General features: G+C 59.8%; 18 protein-coding genes. 8 read left to right on the top strand and 10 right to left on the bottom strand.

The annotated features are described in order from the left end of the window. Window positions 1-59: 59 nt before the first annotated feature. Entirely contained in the window at window positions 60-728 is a 669-nt protein-coding gene (gene ribA / locus P9250_RS13415) for a GTP cyclohydrolase II (RefSeq protein ID WP_244829427.1), read from the top strand. Window positions 729-744: 16 nt separating this feature from the next. Here ribA and P9250_RS13410 read toward each other — a convergent pair whose 3' ends face one another. The 3 genes from P9250_RS13410 to P9250_RS13400 form a co-directional block, all read right to left on the bottom strand. Further along, window positions 745-1,467, bottom strand: a complete 723-nt coding sequence (locus tag P9250_RS13410; protein ID WP_310393480.1) for a 2OG-Fe(II) oxygenase — start codon at window positions 1,465-1,467, stop codon at window positions 745-747. A gap of 82 nt (window positions 1,468-1,549) precedes the next feature. Continuing rightward, on the bottom strand, window positions 1,550-2,047 hold the full coding sequence (locus P9250_RS13405; protein ID WP_250493533.1) for a hemerythrin domain-containing protein: 498 nt from the start codon (window positions 2,045-2,047) through the stop codon (window positions 1,550-1,552). 249 nt (window positions 2,048-2,296) lie between these two features. After that, entirely contained in the window at window positions 2,297-4,705 is a 2,409-nt protein-coding gene (locus P9250_RS13400) for an ATP-dependent DNA helicase (protein ID WP_310393478.1), read from the bottom strand. Window positions 4,706-4,836: 131 nt separating this feature from the next. On the opposite strand from P9250_RS13400, the gene P9250_RS13395 reads away from it, so the two are divergent. Further along, window positions 4,837-5,202, top strand: a complete 366-nt coding sequence (locus P9250_RS13395) for a DOPA 4,5-dioxygenase family protein (RefSeq protein ID WP_250510161.1) — start codon at window positions 4,837-4,839, stop codon at window positions 5,200-5,202. A 48-nt stretch (window positions 5,203-5,250) separates the two neighbouring features. Here P9250_RS13395 and phaP read toward each other — a convergent pair whose 3' ends face one another. Next, entirely contained in the window at window positions 5,251-5,820 is a 570-nt protein-coding gene (phaP, locus tag P9250_RS13390; RefSeq protein WP_310393475.1) for a TIGR01841 family phasin, read from the bottom strand. Between the two features lie 492 nt (window positions 5,821-6,312). Between phaP and P9250_RS13385 the strand changes: the two genes are divergently transcribed. Next, window positions 6,313-6,606: an XRE family transcriptional regulator gene (locus P9250_RS13385; protein ID WP_250467312.1), complete on the top strand. Its 294-nt coding sequence runs from the start codon at window positions 6,313-6,315 to the stop codon at window positions 6,604-6,606. A gap of 4 nt (window positions 6,607-6,610) precedes the next feature. Here the strand turns inward: P9250_RS13385 and P9250_RS13380 are convergent, their stop codons facing one another. Beyond that, window positions 6,611-7,549, bottom strand: a complete 939-nt coding sequence (locus P9250_RS13380; RefSeq protein WP_250510159.1) for a DMT family transporter — start codon at window positions 7,547-7,549, stop codon at window positions 6,611-6,613. Between the two features lie 580 nt (window positions 7,550-8,129). Here P9250_RS13380 and P9250_RS13375 point away from each other — a divergent pair. The 3 genes from P9250_RS13375 to P9250_RS13365 all read left to right on the top strand — a co-directional run bounded on the left by P9250_RS13375 (window position 8,130) and on the right by P9250_RS13365 (window position 12,344). Next, window positions 8,130-8,696, top strand: coding sequence for a fimbrial protein (locus P9250_RS13375; protein ID WP_250493527.1), 567 nt, complete (start codon window positions 8,130-8,132; stop codon window positions 8,694-8,696). A 120-nt stretch (window positions 8,697-8,816) separates the two neighbouring features. Continuing rightward, the gene (locus tag P9250_RS13370; protein ID WP_244829436.1) at window positions 8,817-9,530 is read left to right on the top strand and encodes a molecular chaperone; all 714 of its coding nucleotides are present in this window, start codon (window positions 8,817-8,819) and stop codon (window positions 9,528-9,530) included. 309 nt (window positions 9,531-9,839) lie between these two features. Further along, window positions 9,840-12,344, top strand: coding sequence for a fimbria/pilus outer membrane usher protein (locus tag P9250_RS13365; protein WP_310393473.1), 2,505 nt, complete (start codon window positions 9,840-9,842; stop codon window positions 12,342-12,344). 387 nt (window positions 12,345-12,731) lie between these two features. Here the strand turns inward: P9250_RS13365 and P9250_RS13360 are convergent, their stop codons facing one another. Next, window positions 12,732-13,163 (bottom strand): hypothetical protein, encoded by a 432-nt coding sequence (locus P9250_RS13360; protein ID WP_250493525.1) that lies wholly within the window; start codon window positions 13,161-13,163, stop codon window positions 12,732-12,734. A gap of 277 nt (window positions 13,164-13,440) precedes the next feature. Between P9250_RS13360 and P9250_RS13355 the strand changes: the two genes are divergently transcribed. Continuing rightward, a complete protein-coding gene (locus P9250_RS13355) occupies window positions 13,441-13,827 on the top strand; it encodes a hypothetical protein (RefSeq protein WP_250526808.1) in 387 nt (128 codons plus the stop codon). Here the strand turns inward: P9250_RS13355 and P9250_RS13350 are convergent. The 4 genes from P9250_RS13350 to P9250_RS13335 all read right to left on the bottom strand — a co-directional run bounded on the left by P9250_RS13350 (window position 13,767) and on the right by P9250_RS13335 (window position 18,396). Continuing rightward, complete coding sequence (locus P9250_RS13350) at window positions 13,767-14,003, bottom strand: hypothetical protein (protein WP_310393469.1); 237 nt, start codon at window positions 14,001-14,003, stop codon at window positions 13,767-13,769. The genes P9250_RS13355 and P9250_RS13350 overlap by 61 nt on opposite strands. 310 nt (window positions 14,004-14,313) lie before the next feature. Next, a complete protein-coding gene (locus P9250_RS13345) occupies window positions 14,314-15,348 on the bottom strand; it encodes a trypsin-like peptidase domain-containing protein (RefSeq protein ID WP_310393467.1) in 1,035 nt (344 codons plus the stop codon). 70 nt (window positions 15,349-15,418) lie between these two features. Further along, window positions 15,419-16,315, bottom strand: coding sequence for a DUF4922 domain-containing protein (locus tag P9250_RS13340; protein WP_310393465.1), 897 nt, complete (start codon window positions 16,313-16,315; stop codon window positions 15,419-15,421). A 785-nt stretch (window positions 16,316-17,100) separates the two neighbouring features. Further along, a complete protein-coding gene (locus P9250_RS13335; RefSeq protein WP_244829444.1) occupies window positions 17,101-18,396 on the bottom strand; it encodes an L-fuconate dehydratase in 1,296 nt (431 codons plus the stop codon). 276 nt (window positions 18,397-18,672) lie between these two features. On the opposite strand from P9250_RS13335, the gene P9250_RS13330 reads away from it, so the two are divergent. Next, window positions 18,673-19,437 carry a ParA family protein gene (locus tag P9250_RS13330; protein ID WP_250526920.1) on the top strand — a complete coding sequence of 255 codons (765 nt, stop codon included), beginning with the start codon at window positions 18,673-18,675 and terminating at the stop codon, window positions 19,435-19,437. Window position 19,438 lies beyond the last annotated feature (1 nt).

Below are 19,438 nucleotides of genomic sequence, written 5' to 3'. Positions count from 1 at the left end.
GGCTCCCGCGCTCGACTCCGACAGCGCGAACGCCCGCATCAAGACTTGCAGATTGCCCTATGAAAACCGCATCTCCCGCGTTTGACCAGTTGAAACCTCGCCCCGGCTTTGGCGAATGCCCCGAATGCGACGACGTCGAATTGGCGGCCACGGCCACCATTCCGACACGCTACGGCACGTTCGCGTCGTATGTGTATCGCGTGAAGGAAACGGATGTCGAGCACATTGCTTTCGTCATGGGCGACGTGAGCAACGGCGAATCCGTGCTCACGCGGCTGCATTCCGAATGCGTGACGGGCGACGTCTTCGGCTCGTACCGGTGCGATTGCGGCGAGCAGCTCGATCTCGCGCTGCGCTATATCGCCGCCGAGAATCGCGGAATTCTGCTGTACTTGCGCGGACACGAGGGACGCGGCATTGGGCTCGCCAACAAGATCCGCGCTTACGCGTTGCAGGAGCAGGGTCTCGACACGGTCGATGCCAACCTGCATCTCGGCTTGCCCGACGACGCCCGCGAGTATGATTCCGCCGCCGCCATCCTGCGCTCGATGGACGTCAAATCGGTGCGCCTGATGAGCAACAATCCGTCGAAGTTCGACACGCTGCTCAGGCACGACATCCCCGTGAAGGAACGCGTCGCGCTCGCCATCCCCATGCGCGAGGAAAACGAACGCTACATCAAGACGAAGCAGGCGCGCTTCGGACATTACTTCGACGAGAACGAATAAGCGCGTCGTCCGCGATCTAGCTTGCGTCGTGGAAGATCACGCCTAGCATGTGGCGCCGCCCGGAGCGTAGGCGGCTCACGCCATGCCGCATGTTCACGCGATACGGCCCGCGCGATCCCTGCACCGGCCGCTGGTGTACAGCGAAGAACGCCGCGTCGCCTTGCGCGAGCGGTACGACTTCGGCGCGCGATTGCATGCGCGGACGCTGTTCCGTCATCACGAATTCGCCGCCGGTGAAGTCTTGTTCGGGCGCAGAAAGTAGAACTGCCATCTGGATCGGAAAAACGTGTTCGCCGTACAGATCCTGATGCAGACAGTTGTAGTCGCCGGGAACGTAGCGCAGGAGAAGCGGCGTCGGCCGCGTCTGTCCGGCGTAATGACAACGCTCGATGAACTCTCCATGCACCGGTGGAAAGCGCGTTTCAATCCCCATTACCTCGTGCCATTTATTCGCAATGGGCGCGAGATGCGGATACACTGCGCCGCGCACCGTTTGCAGCGTCTCGGGCAACGGATACGCGAAGTATTTGTATTCGCCGCGCCCGAACGAATAACGTTCCATCACGATACGGCTGCGAAAGATTGCGTCGTCGTCGTACAACGCGGCGAGCGTCGCGCACTCCTCACGCGAAAAAAGGCCCGGCGCAATGGCCGAGCCTTGGGAATCGAGTTGATGCTCGATATCCGTCCAGTCGAGTGCATCGACGCGCGCGTTGATGTCTCTGTCAAGCACCTTCATCTGCAGTTCTCCGGATTGGCGTGATTGCCGCACAGTGTGCGTCCTGAACCGCGCTCACGCACTCCGGGAATTGCTGCGCAATTCAATGCGCGGTCGCGACTTCGGTGATGCGGTTCTGCAAGGCTTCCTTACGCGCTTCGATCTTCTTGCCGAGCGCGATGAGATCGACACTCTTCGTCTTGCGGATTTCCGGAAACAGCTCGGTTTCTTCTTCTTCCACGTGATGCTTGACGTTTTCCGACAATACCTTGAAGGTCGCGTCAAAACCCTCATCGCCGGCCTTGATCTGCGAAAACTTTTCGATCAGCGTCTTGACCAGAAAGTGTTCGACGTAGGCTTCGTCGACATCGATTTTCTCGTCCGTGCCGAGTGCGGTGCGGGCGGCGGGATAAAGCAACTCTTCCTCGACGATCGAATGGATCGACAACAACTCGCACGCGCGCTGAACCAGTGTGGTCTTGCGTTCGAGATCGTCTTTTTCGGCGCGTTCGAAGGCGTCGAATAGCTGCTCGACAGCGCGATGGTCGGCTTCGAGAATGGCAAGTGCGTCTTGCGGATGCTGTGCTTGCGCGGCGGTCATATCGTTTCTCCTGTGGGGACGGGGCGAAACCTTTGGGGCGTCTGTTGCGCCTTGGGGGGTGCCTTCGGGTCGCTTTTAGTTGCCTCTGGGCAGGTTGTCTGGAGCAAACCCGGTGCCCGCGCTCGGAGCAGGCAAAGATAAGATTGGCATGGCTTTAAGCGGATAGGAGCGCGTCATGCCGGCTCGCGTGTTGCGCGAACAAAACCGGAGCGCGGAGCGACTTGAATGAACGTCCGCCTTAACGCCCCATCAAGCCGACGACGAAAGCGCCGACAGGTCCCGCTCGCGCATGACATTGACCCGCCACCACGCCGGCAACAGACGCCGCACTTCCGAGCGCGCAAAGCGGTCGTCGATAAGGTAAAGCACGCCACGGTCTTGCGGCCCGCGAATTACGCGTCCGGCCGCCTGCACGACCTTTTGCAAGCCCGGAAAAAGATAAGCGTAGTCATAGCCGGCGCCGAAAGCGTCCTGCATCCGCACTTTCATCTGCTCATTGACAGGATTGAGTTGCGGCAGGCCGAGCGTCGCGACGAATGCGCCAATGAGCCGCGTGCCCGGCAGATCGATCGCCTCGCCAAACGCGCCGCCCAGCACCGCAAAACCGACGCCGCGTCCATCCGGAACGAAGCGCGCGAGAAAGTCGTGCTGCGCGGCTTCGCTCATCGCGCGTGACTGCTGCCAACTCGGAATTCCGGGATGACGTACCGCGAATTCCGCCGCGACTTGCGCCAGATATTCGAAGCTGCTGAAAAAGCTCAGATAGTTGCCTTCCGCGCGACCGTACTGCGCCGCGATCATGTCGGCGATGCGCGCAACGGATTGCAGGCGGTCGCGATAGCGCGTCGAGACATCGGCGATGGCGCGTACATCGAGTTGATCCGCTGAGAACGGCGACTCCACGTCGATGAACGCGCTCGTTTCCGGCAAGCCGAGCGTATCGGCGTAGAAGTGCGTGGGCGTGAGCGTCGCGGAAAACAACGCGACGCTGTGGGCGCTCGCGAAACGCCCGGCGAGATGCGGCGCGGGAATCACGTTGCGCAGGCACAGCACGACATTGCGCTTCTTCGCCGACGCGTGGCCAGCAAGGGAGATATCGAAGATCGAATGCGAACCGAAGCGCTCCGCGATGCGCGTGAAGTGCACGGCATCGAAATAAAAGCGCATGGTGTCGGGCGAGAAGAGGTCGGCTTGCTCGCCGAGCATTTCCGTCATCAGCGAAACCGCCTGGCCGAGCGCGGTCAGCAACTGGGCGGGCGGTTCGGCGAGCGGTGCGTAGTCGATGCCCGCGGTTTCCTGTTCGCGGCTCGTGTCGCTGAAGGCTCGGGCGACGCGCGCAAGCGTTTTTTTCAGAAGCGGCGGCGCGGCGCGGCGCATTGCATCGAACGAGGCGCGATCGAGCGATGCGGAATACATGCCGCGCGCCCGATCGATCAGGTTGTGCGCTTCATCGACGAGGACCGACACGCGCCAGCGGTTCGTTTCAGCTAGGGCGAAAAGCATTGCGCTGGTGTCGAAGTAATAGTTGTAGTCACCGACGATGACATCGGCCCAGCGCGAGAGCTCCTGGCTCAGATAGTACGGACAGACTTCGTGGTGTCGCGCGACTTCGGCTGTCGACGCGCGGTCCAGGTGTGCACGCGCGAGGGCATCGGCGCGCGCGGCGGGAAGGCGGTCGTAGAAGCCGCGCGCGAGCGGGCACGAATCGCCGTGACACGCGCGGTCGGGATATTCGCAGGCTTTGTCGCGGGCGACGAGTTCGATTACACGTAAGGGAAAGGGCGTGGCGGTCGCTTTGGCTTTTGCCGTTGCCGCGTCCGCTGGCGCCGCTGTTTTTTCCGCCGCCCCGACAATCGTTCCGAGCGCATCGAGCGCAAGCTGCCGCCCCGCGCTTTTTGCCGTGAGAAAGTAGATCTTGTCCAACTGCTGCTTCGGCCAAGCCTTGAGCAGCGGAAACAACGTGCCGACCGTCTTGCCAATACCCGTCGGCGCCTGTGCAAGCAAACATCGGCTCGATGCGGCCGCGCGATAGACCGCCTCGGCAAGGGCCCGCTGCCCAGGCCGAAACGCCGTGTGCGGAAACACCAGCGCGGTAAGCGACGCCTCGCGCGCCGCACGGTGCCGCATCTCCTGTTCGGCCCACGCGATGAACCGCGTGCATTGATCCTCGAAATGCGCCTGTAGCGCCAGCGCGGTTTGCGTCTCCACGAGCACGCTTTCAGTCTGTTCCACGATATCGAAATAAACGAGCGCGACTTCGATCTCATCGAGACCGAGCTTCTTGCACATGAGATGCGCATACACGCGCGCCTGCGCCCAATGCAGATGCCGATGATTCTGCGGCATCGATTCCAGCTTGCCGCGATACGTTTTGACTTCTTCCAGCCGATTGCGCACCGGATCGAAACCATCCGCGCGGCCGCGCACGCGCAACGGACCGAAGTCTTCGGCGAGCGAGATTTCCTTGAGATAACCAGCTGGCCGCCGGCTTGCGACCGTCACATGTCCGGCAATGCCTTCCTGCGCGCTTGGCGCTGGCGTGAAGCGCAAATCGAGATCGCCCTGTTTCGCCGTGAATTCGCAAAGCGCGCGCACAGCGACGGTGTAAGCAGGATCGCCGCACGCCAGATTGGCGGCCGAGTCGGGGGCTGTATGCATGTACAGTAGTCTAGCATTGCCCTCATTCGCCGCAACACATGCGTTGATGCCTTTAAGGCATGTAATGTCGTGGCGATTGGCGTTTCGCTAGAATGAACGACATCTCAATATTGCCGCGCGCGACCGAAACAATGCATGCAATCAACACATCCGCAATCAAAGGCTGGCACGCGCATATTTATTTCGATGCCGCGAGCCGCGACGCGGCCTGGGCAATCCGGGAGGTCATCTCGACGCACTTTGCGGCGGAACTTGAAACCGGAAAGCTTATCTTGGGACGCTTTCATGAACGTCCGGTTGGACCGCACCCGATGTGGTCGTTTCAACTCGGCTTTGGTCGCGAAGATCTCGTGCCGATTTTCGAATGGCTCACCTTGAATCACGGCGCGCTCGATGTTTTCATGCATCCGAATACCGAGGACGAATTGCGCGATCATCGCGATTCCGCGGTGTGGATTGGCCGATCGCATGAATTGCGGCTGGAAGGCTGGAAATAAATGAAAAAAGGGCGGAGTGGTCCGCCCTTTCTCGTTGCTTGAAAACGCTCAAGCTTTTTTGACGCTCGTTCCCTTCGACGACACAACCCGCACTGCGCCCTGCGTCGCGACGCTCGCATCGGTTTCTGCCGCTTCCACCACCTGACGCGCGGACTTTCTCGCCGCTTCGTAAGCCGAATTTGCAGATTCGGTTGCGGCGTCGATAGCCGACTTCCACGCATTCACCACCGCTTCGCTGCCGGCTGGCGCGCTGCTCGCAAGCGTGCTGACAAGCGCCTGCGCGTTGCGCTGCGACTTCTCCAACTGGTCCTGCGCCGCTTCCACATAAACGCCGCGCACGCCTGCCGCGATTTCGTGGAAGCTCTGCCAGTAAGCCGTGACGCGTTGAGCGCTGGCCTGCGATTGCTGGCTTTGCAAAGCAAAGAACTCTTTCGGATCGCGTACGGAAAACACACGAGCAACGAAGTTCTGATGTTCATCCAGCGCCGTCTTGAACGTGCGCGTGTTCAGGTCGATTAGTTTCTCGAAACCTTCCACGGCTCGTGTAGCGAGACCGAAGCTGGCGTCGAATCCTGCTTTCTGTGACGCGATGAGGTTTTCAGGCGCAAGACTGCTCATGCTGGACTCCATTGGACGTTGCGTTTTGAAAGACGATCGATTTGTGCGGTGCAGCGAACGTTCTATTGTAGGGATAGCGCGAGGCGTGTCAATTGACTTTTTTATTAACCGATGGCGATTTGAATTCGTATCCGAAGAAAGTCAAGTTTCAATCGCGTCTGATTTTCTCGCCGATTTTGAACTAGGCGGATAATACGAACGGACCACTTAATCGCGGGAAACAAGAACGAACGGGCGTGCTGAAGATATCTCCCGTATGCCTGCTCAAGGTAAACCACGAGTAACAACCCGCGCATAACGTTGTTTCCCCTACTTGACGCTCTGACGCTATCTTGAAAAAATCTCGCACTGCAACAAACGGTGTCCGCGCGTGAACATCGAAAGGACTTTTTCTTGTCACCGTCGCGTCACCGTGATTATTTAGCATGCGAACTTGCGCTAAAGAGCCGGCGCTGAACGGCATTAGTTATAAATCGAGAGAACGGATAGAAAATGGGGCGACATTCCCAAACCATCGGACACCTTGAACGTAGTCACGAAGATAACGCTCTGCGCCGCGCCATTGCCGCGCGGCTTGATCGGGCGATGCAGAAAGCCAACGTCAGTTCCGCCAAGGCCGCGGACTGGCTCGACGTAACCGAGCACGACGTGCATTTCTGGCGGCGCGGCATCACGGTGCCGCCGCTGCATGCGTTCAACCGTATTGCCAGGCAACTGGACATCGACGTGCACTGGCTTTGCACAGGCCAGGCGCGGCAAATACAGCAAGCGCAAGTCGCGGGCTAAGCGTTTAGGGCGTCGAATCCGGCAACACTGCCGGTTTGCGCCCATGCATGAGCACGGTTCCAATACCGCTTGCGGCGATCACGCACATGCCGATAGCCATCCATCGGTCAGGCACCTGACCGAATAACACCCAACTGAAAAAGGCCGCGAAAGCAAGTTGGGAATAGGAGAAGGGCGTCAGCACCGACAGTGCCGCGCGCCGGAGCGCCTGCAACATCAAAAGCTGGCCGATGGTCGCCATTGTTGCCATGAGCGCGACGAGCAGCCAGCTTTTCCATTCCACGAGCGCCAGTTCCGGCAGCATTTGCGACTGATCCATCCACATCAACGTGCACAGCACGATGGTTGCGACGAGCGCCGTCAGAAAGTTGGTGGTGACGGCGTCATCGACGCGCGACAGATGGCTCGATACCACCTGAAAGCACGCAAACGTCGTGGCCGCACCGATCGGAAAGACAACCGTCCACGTGAATTGGCTGCCACCCGGCCGCACCACCAGCAACATGCCGATGAACCCGAGCACGACCATCGCCCATTTGCTGCGCGGGACATGGTCCTTGAGCACGAGTGCGGCGAGCAGGGTGGAGATGAGCGGCGCGAGCATCGCAAGGGATGTCGTCACGGGAAGCGGGAGATGCCGCAAGCCAGCGAAAGTACACGCCGAGTTGGTGAGCAGCAGTAAAGCGCGAACGACCTGCAGCTTCAGGCTGTCGGTGCGAAAGAGCTTGAGTGTGCCGAGCCGCGCTTGCCACACGCCGAGCACGACCATCTGAAATAGATAGCGCACCCAAAGAAGCGCCAGTATGGGAACCGCCGTGCCGATGACCTTAACGGTGGAATCGCTTGCGGCGAAGGTAGCGGTCGTCAAGACCATGATCGCGATGCCGGCTACCGTGTTATCGGTATCAATCCGGAAACGCGCTTTGCCCTCAATGGTTGCCATGGGTGTCCGTTGTTCGCCTGATCGCGGCGCACCTCGAAAAAGGCTGCGCTCCGTCGAGCGGTCTCTTATGCATGACGGCGTTTTAAGCCGTTGCTTCCATTTTGCGGACGTCGACCGCTCGTGGCAAGCCGACAGTAATCTTCTTTTCCGTCGTGTTGTGCTCAGGTCACGGCGCGTCGACAAATGAACTAGACGGTTCGAACAAAGCACGCGCGCACTTTTTCGGGACGCGAAGGCGCTCGGTGCGCGTCGCCATCGTTTCTCAAAAGTCTCGCCGATATGTCTCGAAATCGAATCTGGTCCGTCTATAAACCCATCCAGCAAAGTTCAAGAAAGCGAACCGCTGAATTTCGGCAATCTCGAATTGTCCGGTCGCCGCGTCTCTTATTCTGAGGGTGAAGCTTTATTGAGTTAGCTCCGAAAAAAATGGATGGCGTTTTTGAGAATTAGATTAGATCAATCCTAGCTCTGCCTGCTTATTATTCTCTCAACGCCACGCACCTTGAACGACGCAAGCAGCAACTTGTCGATGGCCGCGTCAAGCGTCAGACATTCATTATTCGTTTCCCGGAGTTTCTTCATGCAGAAAGCTATTTCCCTCAGCGCCGCACTCTTCTCGATGATGGTCGCCCTTGCGTCGATGAACGCCAACGCCGCCGACGGCACGATCACCATCAACGGCGCGGTGTCGGATACGACCTGCTCGATCAATGGCACGGCTGCCGGTTCGTCGGCAAACGTGACGGCTACGTTGCCGACCGTTTCCGCAAGCGCGCTTGCGTCGGCTGGCGCCACGGCGGGCGTTTCCAAGCTCGGCGACATCCAGTTGCAATTGACCGGCTGCACGGGCTCGGCCACCAAGGCAGTGGCGCACTTCGAGAACGGTTCCACCGTTGACCAAAGCAGCGGCAATCTGATCAATCAGGCGCTGACGCAGCCGGCGACCAACGTGCAAGTGCGTCTCTTGAACTCGCAAATGCAGCCGATCAATATCCTCACCAACGCCAATAACGATGTCGCGGTCAACGGCGCATCGATCTCGGCCGGCGCGGGCAATCTCAACTACTTCGCGCAGTACTACGCGACGGGTCAGGCTCAGCCGGGCGCGGTCAACACGATGGTCCAGTACTCCATTCAGTATCAGTAAAGCCATCGATGCAGGGTCCGGGCGCGCGCCACGTTTTGATTCGGCAAGCGTCCGGTTGCAGTGAATGACATCAACCGTCGAGTGATGGCCGCAATGAAATCGATGAAACGATCGCTCGCCATGGCAGGTCTCCTTGCCGCGATGGTCGCGGGCTCCGCGCACGCCAGTGTGACAATCGGCGCGACGCGCGTGGTGTATCCGCTTGATCAGCGTGAAGTCACCGTGAAGCTGAACAACGACAGCTCGCACCCGGCGCTCGTGCAGGTCTGGATGGATAGCGGCAACGCCGACACCAAGCCCGCCGACAGCAAGACGCCCTTCGTGATCACGCCACCCATCTTTCGGATGGATGCGGGCAAGTCGCAGACATTGCGCGTCATGTATGGCGGCGAAGCGTTGCCGCAGGATCGCGAGTCGGTGTTCTGGCTCAACGTGCTCGACGTGCCGCCCAAGGCGGAGGTGAAAGCCGATGTCAACACGCTGCAACTGGCGTATCGCACGCGCATCAAGATGTTCGTGCGCCCGGCGAAGCTGTCCGGCAAGCCCGAGGATTCACCGCGCATGCTCAAGTGGAAAGTGGTGCCCGCGCGGCAAGGCGGTGGCGACGCGCTCTCCATTACGAATCCGAGCGCGTATCACGTTTCGTTCAGCGAGATCGGCGTGACGTCGAACGGACGCACCTTCAAGAACGAAACCGGCGGCATGGTTCCGCCGCGTGGCGATGCAGTCATCCCCGTGCCGAAGATGAGCGACGTGCATGGCGGCAAGGTCCATTACATCGCCATCAGCGATTACGGCGGCGCCATCGAAGGCGATGCCGAACTCGCGCCTTGATCGGAAGCCCATTCGGGCAGACCTCCAGCGACCTATCGCAACGTCTCGAAATTAACAGCGCGCATCTTGTTCGATGCGCGCTTTTTTTTTGTTTACATGGTGTTTCGCGTCTCAAAAATAGAACTCGTCCTAGCTACTTTCATCTCGTTAATTCGTAGCATCGGTGGATCGGCAAATGTCTCGCGCCTCATGCACCAGGCTATCTCCATGCAATCGTCGCAATCATGTCAGCAGCGGATTTCCAACGGCTTTACAGCATCTTCGTTCGTGCTGCGACCGGTTGCGGCGATCGTGTTATGCGCCTTTGGCATGGCTGCCTGGATGCATCCGGTGAGCGCGCTCGCGAACGAACCGAAGAAGGCAGCCGAATTCGATACGACCTTCCTGCAAATGGATTCGACAAGCGGCGTCGACGTCGCGCGTTTCTCGCGCGGTAACGTGGTATCGCCGGGCGCGTATGCAGTCGACATCGTGGTCAACGGCAACCGTGTCGCGCGCGAGGACGTGCGCTTCAATGCCTCGCATGTTGGAGAAAACGCGACGCCGTGCCTCACGCGCAAGATGCTCGAAGTCTATGGTCTGGACTTCACGAAGCTCGCAGCCGATCATGCCGCCGACACTGCATCGGCCGATGCGAATGCATGCGTCGATCTGACCTCGCTCGTACCCGATGCCTCCGTCAGCTTCGACTTCGCCGAGCAGACGCTAACGTTGTCGATCCCGCAAAAGTATCTGCGCAATGCGGCTCGCGGCTATGTGTCGCCCGAATTGTGGGACAACGGCGTGAACGCCGGCTTTCTCAGCTACAACGCCAATGCGTACCGCAGCGACAGCGGCGGCATGCACGCCACGCAGGAATACCTCGGCCTCAACGCGGGCGTGAACATCGGCGGATGGCACTTTCGGCATCAATCGTCGATCACGTCCGGCACAGGCCAGGCGACCCAGTTCGACGACATCGCGACCTATGTCCAGCACGACGTGCCGAAGTTCAAGGCGCAAGCGACGCTCGGCGACGCGCAGACCACCGGCGAGGTGTTCGACAGCATTGCGTTTCGCGGCGCGCAGATCGCCACCGACGACCGCATGTTGCCTGAATCGCTGCGCGGCTATGCGCCTGTGGTGCGCGGCACGGCGGAATCGAATGCGCGCGTGACGGTGCGTCAGAACGGCCAGGTGATCTATGAGACGAGCGTGTCGCCGGGACCGTTCGAGATTCGCGATCTGTACGCCACCGGTTACGGCGGCAATCTGGACGTCACCGTTACCGAGGCCGATGGCCGCGCGAAACATTTCGAAGTGCCGTACGCATCGGTGGCACAGTCGCTGCGCGCGGGCACGACGCGCTTCGCCGTCACGGCCGGCCAGTTGCGCGATGAGTCGTTGCACACGAAACCGGGCTTTGCGCAATTCACGTTGCAACGCGGGCTGACCAATCAGGTCACACTGTACGGCGGCGCGATTGCATCGGAAGGCTATGTCGCGGTTAACTTCGGCGCCGCGCTCAACACGAAGTTCGGCGCTTTCGCGACCGACATCACCTCCGCGCGCACGCAAGTCCCGGGCGCTTCCATGCAGAAAGGGCGCAGTCTGCACGTGGGCTACAACAAGGTTATCGATCCGACCGGCACCAACGTCACCTTTGGCGCGTATCGCTACTCGGACGCGGGCTATCTCAATCTGAGCGATGCCGCCCGCGTTCGCGACGAAGCCATGTTCGGCGGCACGCCCACCGATCGGAACCGCGGCCGCCTGCAGGTGAGCATCAATCAGCCGTTGAAGGATCACGGTTCGGTGTTTCTGACGACATCGGCGCAAAGCTACTGGAATCGGCCGGGGCGCGACGTGTTCTATCAGGCGGGTTACTCGAACAGTTTCAAGTACGGCACTTACAGCATTACGGCGGGCCGCTCGACCGACGCGGACGGCACGCCTTCGAACCAGATCATGGTCAGCACGACGATCCCGCTCGGTCATTCGCAACACTCGCCACAACTGACGACGAATCTGAGCGCGAGCAACGGCTCGGCTAGCGTGCAGACGAGTCTAAGCGGCAACGCGGGCGCCGAGAATCAGTATTCATACAACGTCTACGGCTCAGGCGGTCAGAGCGCGAGTTCATCGGCGAACATGAACGCTGGCGCGAGCGGCGCGTATCGCGGCGCGCATGGACAGGTCACGGCATCGGCGAGTGCGGGAGCCAATTCTTCGCAGGTGTCGGCGGGCGTGAGCGGTTCGATCGTCGCGCACCCCGGCGGCGTGACGTTCTCGCAGACGGTCGGCGACACGTTCGGAATCGTCGAGGCAAAGGGCGCGGAAGGCGCGAGCGTGTCGAGCGCGAGTGGCGTGAAGGTCGATTCGCATGGCTACGCGGTCGTGCCGTATCTCACGCCGTACGACATGAACAGCGTCGATATCGATCCGAAGGGCACGTCGACCGATGTCGAGTTTGCATCGACATCCGAGAAGTCGGCGCCGCATCTCGGTTCCATCGTCATGTTGAAATACAAGACGGTGACGGGACGCGCAGCGCTGATTCGCGCGCCGCGTCTGAATGGCGAAGCGTTGCCATTCGGCGCGGAAGTCGTGGATGGCGAAGGCCGCGTGGCGGGCGTCGTCGCGCAGGACAGCCGCATTTTCGCGCGCGGTATTGACGAGAAGGGCACGCTCGTAGTGAAGTGGGGCGATCACGCGGGCGAACAATGCAGCGTCGATTATTCGTTGCCTGCCAAGAGCGGCAAGGCGGACGCGGGGTATGCATCGATCGAAGCGCATTGCTTGCCGCGCACGGTGATGGCGGCAAACGCGTTCTGAAATGAACGTGCAGATTGAAGGAGCTTGCAACTGCGACCGGGCCTCCGAGAGTCCGGCGCGCGTGAAAGCCCGAGCTGTTTGAAGTTGCCAACCCGAACCCGTCTTAATTTCAATTCGCACCTTTGCACGCGAGCATTTACCGCCTAGAGTTAAAGTAGATTCTCAACTCTCTGGGAGGTGGGCATGAGAACCGGACCAAGGCAAATGGTGCGCTTGCTGGCGACGCTCCGGCATGCCGCGCACTGCAGGGCGTTACGCGCGGCGGCCGCGCACGAAGCTCAAGGTCGGGAAGAAGCCGATAAAGAAGCCAAAGAGGCCGAAGACAAAGAGCGCAATGCGGTCGCGCCGGATTCCTCAAAACTCCATCGGCGAATACATTGATTTGATTCAGACGCGCGCCGCGTTTCGATAGGGCGAAAAGCGCCAATGGCCCGCCGGGTCTTTCACCGCGACGGCCCCATGTTCGTGCAGAACTTCGCTGACCGAAGCAGGTTTGATGTCATCCGAGATGCGGATCACAAGTAGCGTGCGCTCGCGCATTTCGGGCAATCGCGGCACATCATCGATCTTTCTCGCCGCAGGCTCGTTCGGCACGAAGCGGTTGTGCGCGCCGACTACACCCTGATGTTCACCGTGCGCGACGTATTCCGCGTCGTCTTCACTGTGGGCAGGAAGCGGGAAGGCACCGATTTCGACGTCGTCGTGACCCGAACGATATAAGTGCGTATCGTCGCGGCTCAGTCCCGCAAGTTGCAAGGCGCGCAGTGCTTCGTGCCCATCGCGATAACAAGCGAACACACCAACTATGACTTGATTCATCGTCGCTTCCTCCAAAGGCATGCGGTTGAGCAAGCCTCAAGCAACTGATTGTTGGACATGCAATGCCGCATTTGATTCGAATTCGATTTGCCGGCATGCGAGAGACTTATTCTTCATATGAAGGCAGCAATGGGTGTTCCCGCATGACAAATCGAAAGCCTCACGGGCGGTCATACTCGGGACCGTCCGGGTTGCGACCCTAAGCGTCATCGCATAAAGTGTGTGGGCTTGGAGAGCGGTACTCATGCGTCACGCGACGCGCCCTTGACGAGGTTTGATGATGGCGAATGCCCGCGTATGCATGCTTTTGCTGTGCGCGATTGCTGCTGGTCCGGTTTGCGCGGCGTCTTGTTATAGCGATGGTGACGTCGTGACACTCGAAGGCACGGCCGCACGCCAGGCGCCACGACAAGCCGAAGCCGACGCCAAGCCAGCATGGGTGCTTACGCTCGCGCGCCCCATATGCGTGCTGAGCCAGGCTTCGGGACAAGCCGCGCCACAACAGTCGAATGTATCGACGGTGCAGGTCATCGACGCCATACCGACTGAGAATGCACGCATCCGTCTAACCGGCAAGCTCGTCACCGGCAATGTGAGCGCCTATTATGCGGTGCCGACCGCCATCTGGGTGCTGAAGGAACGCGTGATAACCAACGGCGAGTAAGGCGCGCCTAAGGCGGCTTTCGCGAGACAGCGCGAATATTCGGCGACGACGAACTGCAACGGCAGGTTGTCGAGCTTGCGTTCTTCGGCGAAGCGCACGATGGCATCGAGTTGCTGGCCGGTGCATCGAAATGCTTGGCGGCGCGGCGCGCAATACGTCTTATTGTTCGTGGTCATGGCAATCCTCTTTCCTGGTTTCTTGAACCTGGACCTTCCCCCGACAGGGGCAGGTCGTCCGACGGTTTAACCGTGGGTGCGCCTGCTCTTTGGTCGCTACGCGTATTTAGCCGCAGCGCCGCCTGGACCACCGCCTGTTGGCGCACATAGTCATCGATGGTCGTTGTGTCTAGCGCAAACGGTGGGCCCGAGCAGTTACGCTGGGTGGGTTTGCGCACAGAGAAAGCGCGCTGAATGGAAGAGAGAGGGTTGCCTTGCCGTAAGCTGCAACATCGCGAGCGGCGCCGGTTCGCCGCCCGCGGACCTTCGTTTAGCCGTGTTGCTCGACGGGCGTCACATCGAGTTCGAGTTTCTGTGTGTTGCGCAGTACCGATACCTTGACCGCTTTGTCGATACGCGAAGCATCGAGCGTGCGCTGAAGTCCATCGACGCTATCGACGCCGAAATCGTCCACCGCGACGATCCGGTCGCCCACCTGCAAACCGCCGAGCGCAGCCGGGCTGCCCTTGACGATCTCCATCACATGCACGCCGCTCGTCACCGTCAGCGCGAAGAAACGTTGCACGCGCCGCGAGATGGGCGTCGTCGTCCCCGCCACGCCGATATAAGCGCGCCGCACGCGGCCATGCGCGAAAATCTGCATGATCGCCCACTTGGCCGTATCGATTGCGGTGGCAAAGGAAATGGCTTGCGCGCCGGAAATGATCGCCGTGTTGACGCCGATCACCTGTCCCGCCGAATTGATGAGTGGTCCGCCCGAATTGCCGGGATTGAGCGCCGCGTCCGTCTGAATGACGTCGTAGATCATGCGGCCTGAAGTGGAGCGCAACGAACGCCCGAGCGCGGATATCACGCCCGTGGTGACGGTCTGCGCAAGCCCAAGCGGATTGCCGACCGCGATGGCGATCTGCCCGACGCGCAGGCTGCCCGAATCGCCGAGTTCGACATGCGGCAGCGGTTCCGGGGAACCGATACGCAGCACCGCGAGATCGCTGCCCGGATCGTCGCCGACGAGATCGGCGTGAAAGCGGCCGCCATCGGCGAGCGTGACGGTGATCCGCGTCGCGCCATGCACGACGTGGCTATTGGTCAGCAAATAGCCATCCGGCGTGAAGATGAAGCCCGAACCGGTGCCGCCGGCCACGCGCCGCGCGCCGTTATGGTCGATATCGCGCTCGACCAAGATAAAAACCACCGCCTGCTGCACGCGTTCGAGCGCGCCGATCACGGTGCGCGAATAGGCATCGAGCAGAGCGGTATCGTCGAGCGTCAGGGCGTTCGGCGAAGGTGTGGCGTCCTGCGCACCGCGCGCAAGATCGTCGATGAATTGAGGTCGGCTTCCCATTGCTGGACTCCAGATGAACGTCTGGAAGCGGACATGCGGGGCAAGCCCGCGCTTTTCAAGATGGCGTTGCTCAGGGCGCGCGCGTGGCTCGTGCAAGCAAGGCCATCGGGCCGAGCGATTCGACGATCAGGCGCTGTGCGTCGTCGCGCACGAATAGCGAGCCCGCGAAGCCGAGCGCGTTCACCGCGACGCCTTCGACGTGCGACACATCGCGCGGCACGACGAGCATCCAGCGCCGCGTGACGAGCAGGTTGTAAGGCGCCGATTGATGCGTGCTGCCGGCGACATCGAGCGCTTTCACGCCGATGGCATCGAGTAGTTCGAGATAGATTTCGTGGATGCGTGCCGGCCCGGTTTGAACACCGAGGTCGAGCCACGCGGCGGCATGCGCAAAACCAAGACCGGGCGCACGAAAGACGCCTTCGCCGCGCGCCGCTTCGATGAGCGCTTCGATTGGCAACGCGTGACCATCGAGCGGCAGCGGCACCATCTGCAGATGCTTATGCGGCTGACTCGATCCCGCGACCGAGCCGCCGTTATAGAAACCCAGGCCATCGAACTGCGCAAGGCATGCAAAGAGCGCGGCGAAGTCGTCGGCGCAAAGCAGCGCTTCCTGAGGTTCGAACGCGCTCGTCACGACGAGCAGATGATGCGCGAGCACGTTGAATTTATTGAGCAAGAGAAAGTGCCGCTCGCCTATATCGCCGACGAAGAGCGCTTCCTCGCACGGCGAAAAGGGATCGCGCCACGGGCTTGCGGCATCGGCGATGGATTTGGCGGCGAGCTTCGACTGTTCTTCCTTCCGGGCGAGATTCGCGACTTGCCGGACGAGAAAACGCACACCGCCGTCTTCAATGACGTGCTGCACGGTATCGAAGGAACGCAACGCGCCGCATGACAGTGCTTGAGCGGTGCGCGCCACGACGGTTTGCCAAGAAGGCGCATTCGAAGGAAAGAGAGTTTTCATTGGCACTTGGAACTCGCTTCGATGATTTTCTAATTGCCTGTTAGCAGTTGAATGGAACGCTTGATGCAAATAGGCAGTTAAACATTCTTGAAGGCAATTAAAATAAAAAAACTCGAATTGTTAGGATTATTCGGCGTGTATTTTTGCTGTTTGACTCTATAAAATTTCCTTACCTTGTTCACCGAAATTCGAACTGAGTTCACAACTCAAGTTGAATGTGAGGGCAAGTAGGGGTTCATCTATTCAGAAGATATCGGATTACTTTGGTGCTCCGTAATTTTCTAGTGGGTGATTAATTTAAATCTTGTGTTTTGAAGAGGTATAAAAATGCAAAAGATCGATCGCGCCATGCTCGTTCAGGCCAACATCGCTGGCGGTACCGCCAAGGGTGGGGCTGATTCGTCGTCGAGCACCTCGGTGACTATCAACATTAGCGCCGGCCAATAAGTACTGAGTCTGGCGAGACCAATGCCGCAAATTGTTGCAACAGCGGGACAATCTGCACATTGATCAAGTCGGCTTCAATCATCTCGTAAGTCAGTTTTATTCATCCTGTATCAAGGAATTATCATGCAAAAGATCGATCGCGCAGCACTCGTGTACTCCAACATCGCCGGCGGCGACGCTAAGGGTTCGACGTCGTCCAGCTCGACCTCGACGGTCAACATCACGATCACGGCATAAGCGTTCACGCTTACTGCTTCTGATTGTGACGCAGCAAGGGCTGCGCTGTGAGCGCGCCCTTGCTGTAATGATTCAACTTCACGGTTACCACCTGCGCGATACTACTCGCGCCACGCCTCACCCTTGCCGAATTCAAATCGTTCAAGCGTAGCCGCGTGCATTTCAATGCTGTACCCCGGCTTTTGAGGCGGCATATATCGGCCGTTTTTGATTACGACAGGATCAAGAAAATGCTCATGCAAATGATCGACATATTCGAGCACCCGGTTAGAAAGCGAAGCCGACACGCAGATGTAATCGAAGATCGAAATATGCTGCACGTATTCGCAGAGGCCGACACCACCTGCATGCGGACAAACCGGCACCCCGGCCTTCGCGGCCATCAGCAGCACCACGAGCACTTCGTTCAGGCCGCCTAGCCGGCAACTGTCGATCTGGCAGAAGTCGATAGCCTGCGCTTGCAACAACTGCTTGAAGATCACGCGGTTCTGACAATGTTCGCCGGTTGCAACGCCAATCGGCGCGACACGGCGACGAATGGCGGCGTGACCGAGCACGTCGTCGGGGCTGGTCGGTTCTTCGATCCACCATGGGTCGAACTCCGCGAGCCGGCGCATGTTCGCAATGGCTTCATCCACTTCCCAGACCTGATTGGCATCCATCATCAGTTTGCGGTGCGGACCAATCTCCTCACGGAGAATTCGCGCGCGTCGAATGTCTTCGTCAATACTGCCACCCACTTTCTGCTTGAAGTGAGTCCAACCTTCGGCAACGCCTTCGCGTGCCAAACGGCGAATCTTGTCGTCGTCGTAACCGAGCCATCCTGCGGACGTGGTGTACGCCGGAAATCCCTGCGCGAGCATTTCCTGTTCGCGTTCGCCCCGCGTTTCCTGATTGCGCTTGAGCAAGGCGAGCGCTTCGGAAGGCGTGATCGCGTCGGTGACATAGCGGAAGTCGAGGCATCGCACGAGTTCTTCCGGGCTCATGTCCGCGAGCAGCTTCCACACCGGCTTCTTTTCCGACTTGGCCCACAAGTCCCAGACGGCATTGACCACCGCCGCGGTCGCGAGATGGATAGCGCCCTTGTCCGGACCGATCCAGCGAAGTTGGCTATCGCCCGTGAAGGTTCGCCAGAAGCCGCCCATGTCCGCGGCGATGTCTTCGAGCCGCTTGCCGACGACGAGCGGCGCCAGCGCATGCACCGCCGCGACGACGATTTCCGTGCCGCGTCCGATGGTGAAGGTGAGGCCATGACCGGCTAAGTCCGGCGTATCGGTTTCGAGGATCACATAGGCGGCCGAATAGTCGGGCGCGGCGTTCATCGCGTCGGAGCCGTCGAGCGAGCGCGAGGTGGGAAAGCGAATGTCTCGTACCGTGAGATTCTTGATCGTGGTCATGCGTGTCTCCTCAAAAGTTGTTGTGACGGCCAACGGAGCGTTCGCGCGGGAAGCTAGGCGTATGCCGAAGCCACCCGGTCCGCTAGCATGTTAGAGGCAAATCGCGCGCGACGTCGGAAGGCCGCGTTACCGCAAAGGACGAATCGGTCTCGGGCGGCGCGTGCGCGAGTTCAAAAATCCCGATGCGCTAAGATCAACGCCTAGGCTTCATCCGCAAACTCCGCCGCCCGGCGAAAGCAAACGACCGTTCACAATCCCGAGGAAAAATCCCTGATGCTGCGCCGTGTCGTCTTCAATCAGAAAGGTGGCGTAGGCAAGTCCACCATCGTCTGCAATCTGGCAGCCATCAGCGCATCGCGCGGTCTGCGCACGCTCGTGATCGACCTCGATCCGCAAGGCAACGCGAGCCAATACTTGCTTGGCGCCGACGCCAAGGATGCCAGCCCGAATCTGGCGACGTTCTTCGAATCCGCGCTCAGTTACAGTTTTCGCGAGCCGACCTTCGACTCGTTCGTCCACTCGACGCCGTTCGAAAATCTCGACATCGTGCCGTCGCATCCGAACCTGGACGCGCTTCAGAGCAAGCTCGAGTCGCGCTACAAGATTTATAAGTTGCGCGATGCGCTCAAAGGGCTCGAAAACTACGACGCCGTTTATATCGACACGCCACCCGCGCTGAACTTCTTCACGCGCTCGGCGCTGATCGCCGTGGACCGCTGCCTCATTCCCTTCGATTGCGACGACTTCTCGCGCCGCGCGCTGTATTCCGTGCTCGAAAACGTGCAGGAGATCAAGCACGACCACAATCCGGAACTGATGGTGGAAGGCATCGTGATCAATCAGTTTCAGCCGCGCGCCAGCCTGCCGCAACAACTCGTGGACGAATTGCGCGGCGAAAATCTGCCGGTGCTGGATTCGCACTTGTCGCTGTCGGTGAAGATTCGCGAGAGCCACCAGCACGCGCGCCCCATGATCTATCTCGAACCGCGTCACAAGCTCGCGCAGGAGTATCTGGCGTTGCATACGGAGTTAAGCGGCTAGG

The sequence above is a fragment of the Caballeronia sp. LP006 genome, assembly GCF_031450995.1.
In the GTDB taxonomy this organism is placed as follows: Bacteria; Pseudomonadota; Gammaproteobacteria; order Burkholderiales; family Burkholderiaceae; genus Caballeronia.
The sequence above is the reverse complement of the archived record's forward strand: the minus strand, read 5'-3'. Positions and strand labels throughout refer to the sequence as shown.

Coding starts and splice junctions, on each gene's coding strand:
- ribA (WP_244829427.1), top strand. CDS start 60: ATGAAAACCGCATCTCCCGCGTTTGACCAGTTGAAACCTCGCCCCGGC.
- P9250_RS13410 (WP_310393480.1), bottom strand. CDS start 1,467: ATGAAGGTGCTTGACAGAGACATCAACGCGCGCGTCGATGCACTCGAC.
- P9250_RS13405 (WP_250493533.1), bottom strand. CDS start 2,047: ATGACCGCCGCGCAAGCACAGCATCCGCAAGACGCACTTGCCATTCTC.
- P9250_RS13400 (WP_310393478.1), bottom strand. CDS start 4,705: ATGCATACAGCCCCCGACTCGGCCGCCAATCTGGCGTGCGGCGATCCT.
- P9250_RS13395 (WP_250510161.1), top strand. CDS start 4,837: ATGCATGCAATCAACACATCCGCAATCAAAGGCTGGCACGCGCATATT.
- phaP (WP_310393475.1), bottom strand. CDS start 5,820: ATGAGCAGTCTTGCGCCTGAAAACCTCATCGCGTCACAGAAAGCAGGA.
- P9250_RS13385 (WP_250467312.1), top strand. CDS start 6,313: ATGGGGCGACATTCCCAAACCATCGGACACCTTGAACGTAGTCACGAA.
- P9250_RS13380 (WP_250510159.1), bottom strand. CDS start 7,549: ATGGCAACCATTGAGGGCAAAGCGCGTTTCCGGATTGATACCGATAAC.
- P9250_RS13375 (WP_250493527.1), top strand. CDS start 8,130: ATGCAGAAAGCTATTTCCCTCAGCGCCGCACTCTTCTCGATGATGGTC.
- P9250_RS13370 (WP_244829436.1), top strand. CDS start 8,817: ATGGCAGGTCTCCTTGCCGCGATGGTCGCGGGCTCCGCGCACGCCAGT.
- P9250_RS13365 (WP_310393473.1), top strand. CDS start 9,840: ATGGCTGCCTGGATGCATCCGGTGAGCGCGCTCGCGAACGAACCGAAG.
- P9250_RS13360 (WP_250493525.1), bottom strand. CDS start 13,163: ATGAATCAAGTCATAGTTGGTGTGTTCGCTTGTTATCGCGATGGGCAC.
- P9250_RS13355 (WP_250526808.1), top strand. CDS start 13,441: ATGATGGCGAATGCCCGCGTATGCATGCTTTTGCTGTGCGCGATTGCT.
- P9250_RS13350 (WP_310393469.1), bottom strand. CDS start 14,003: ATGACCACGAACAATAAGACGTATTGCGCGCCGCGCCGCCAAGCATTT.
- P9250_RS13345 (WP_310393467.1), bottom strand. CDS start 15,348: ATGGGAAGCCGACCTCAATTCATCGACGATCTTGCGCGCGGTGCGCAG.
- P9250_RS13340 (WP_310393465.1), bottom strand. CDS start 16,315: ATGAAAACTCTCTTTCCTTCGAATGCGCCTTCTTGGCAAACCGTCGTG.
- P9250_RS13335 (WP_244829444.1), bottom strand. CDS start 18,396: ATGACCACGATCAAGAATCTCACGGTACGAGACATTCGCTTTCCCACC.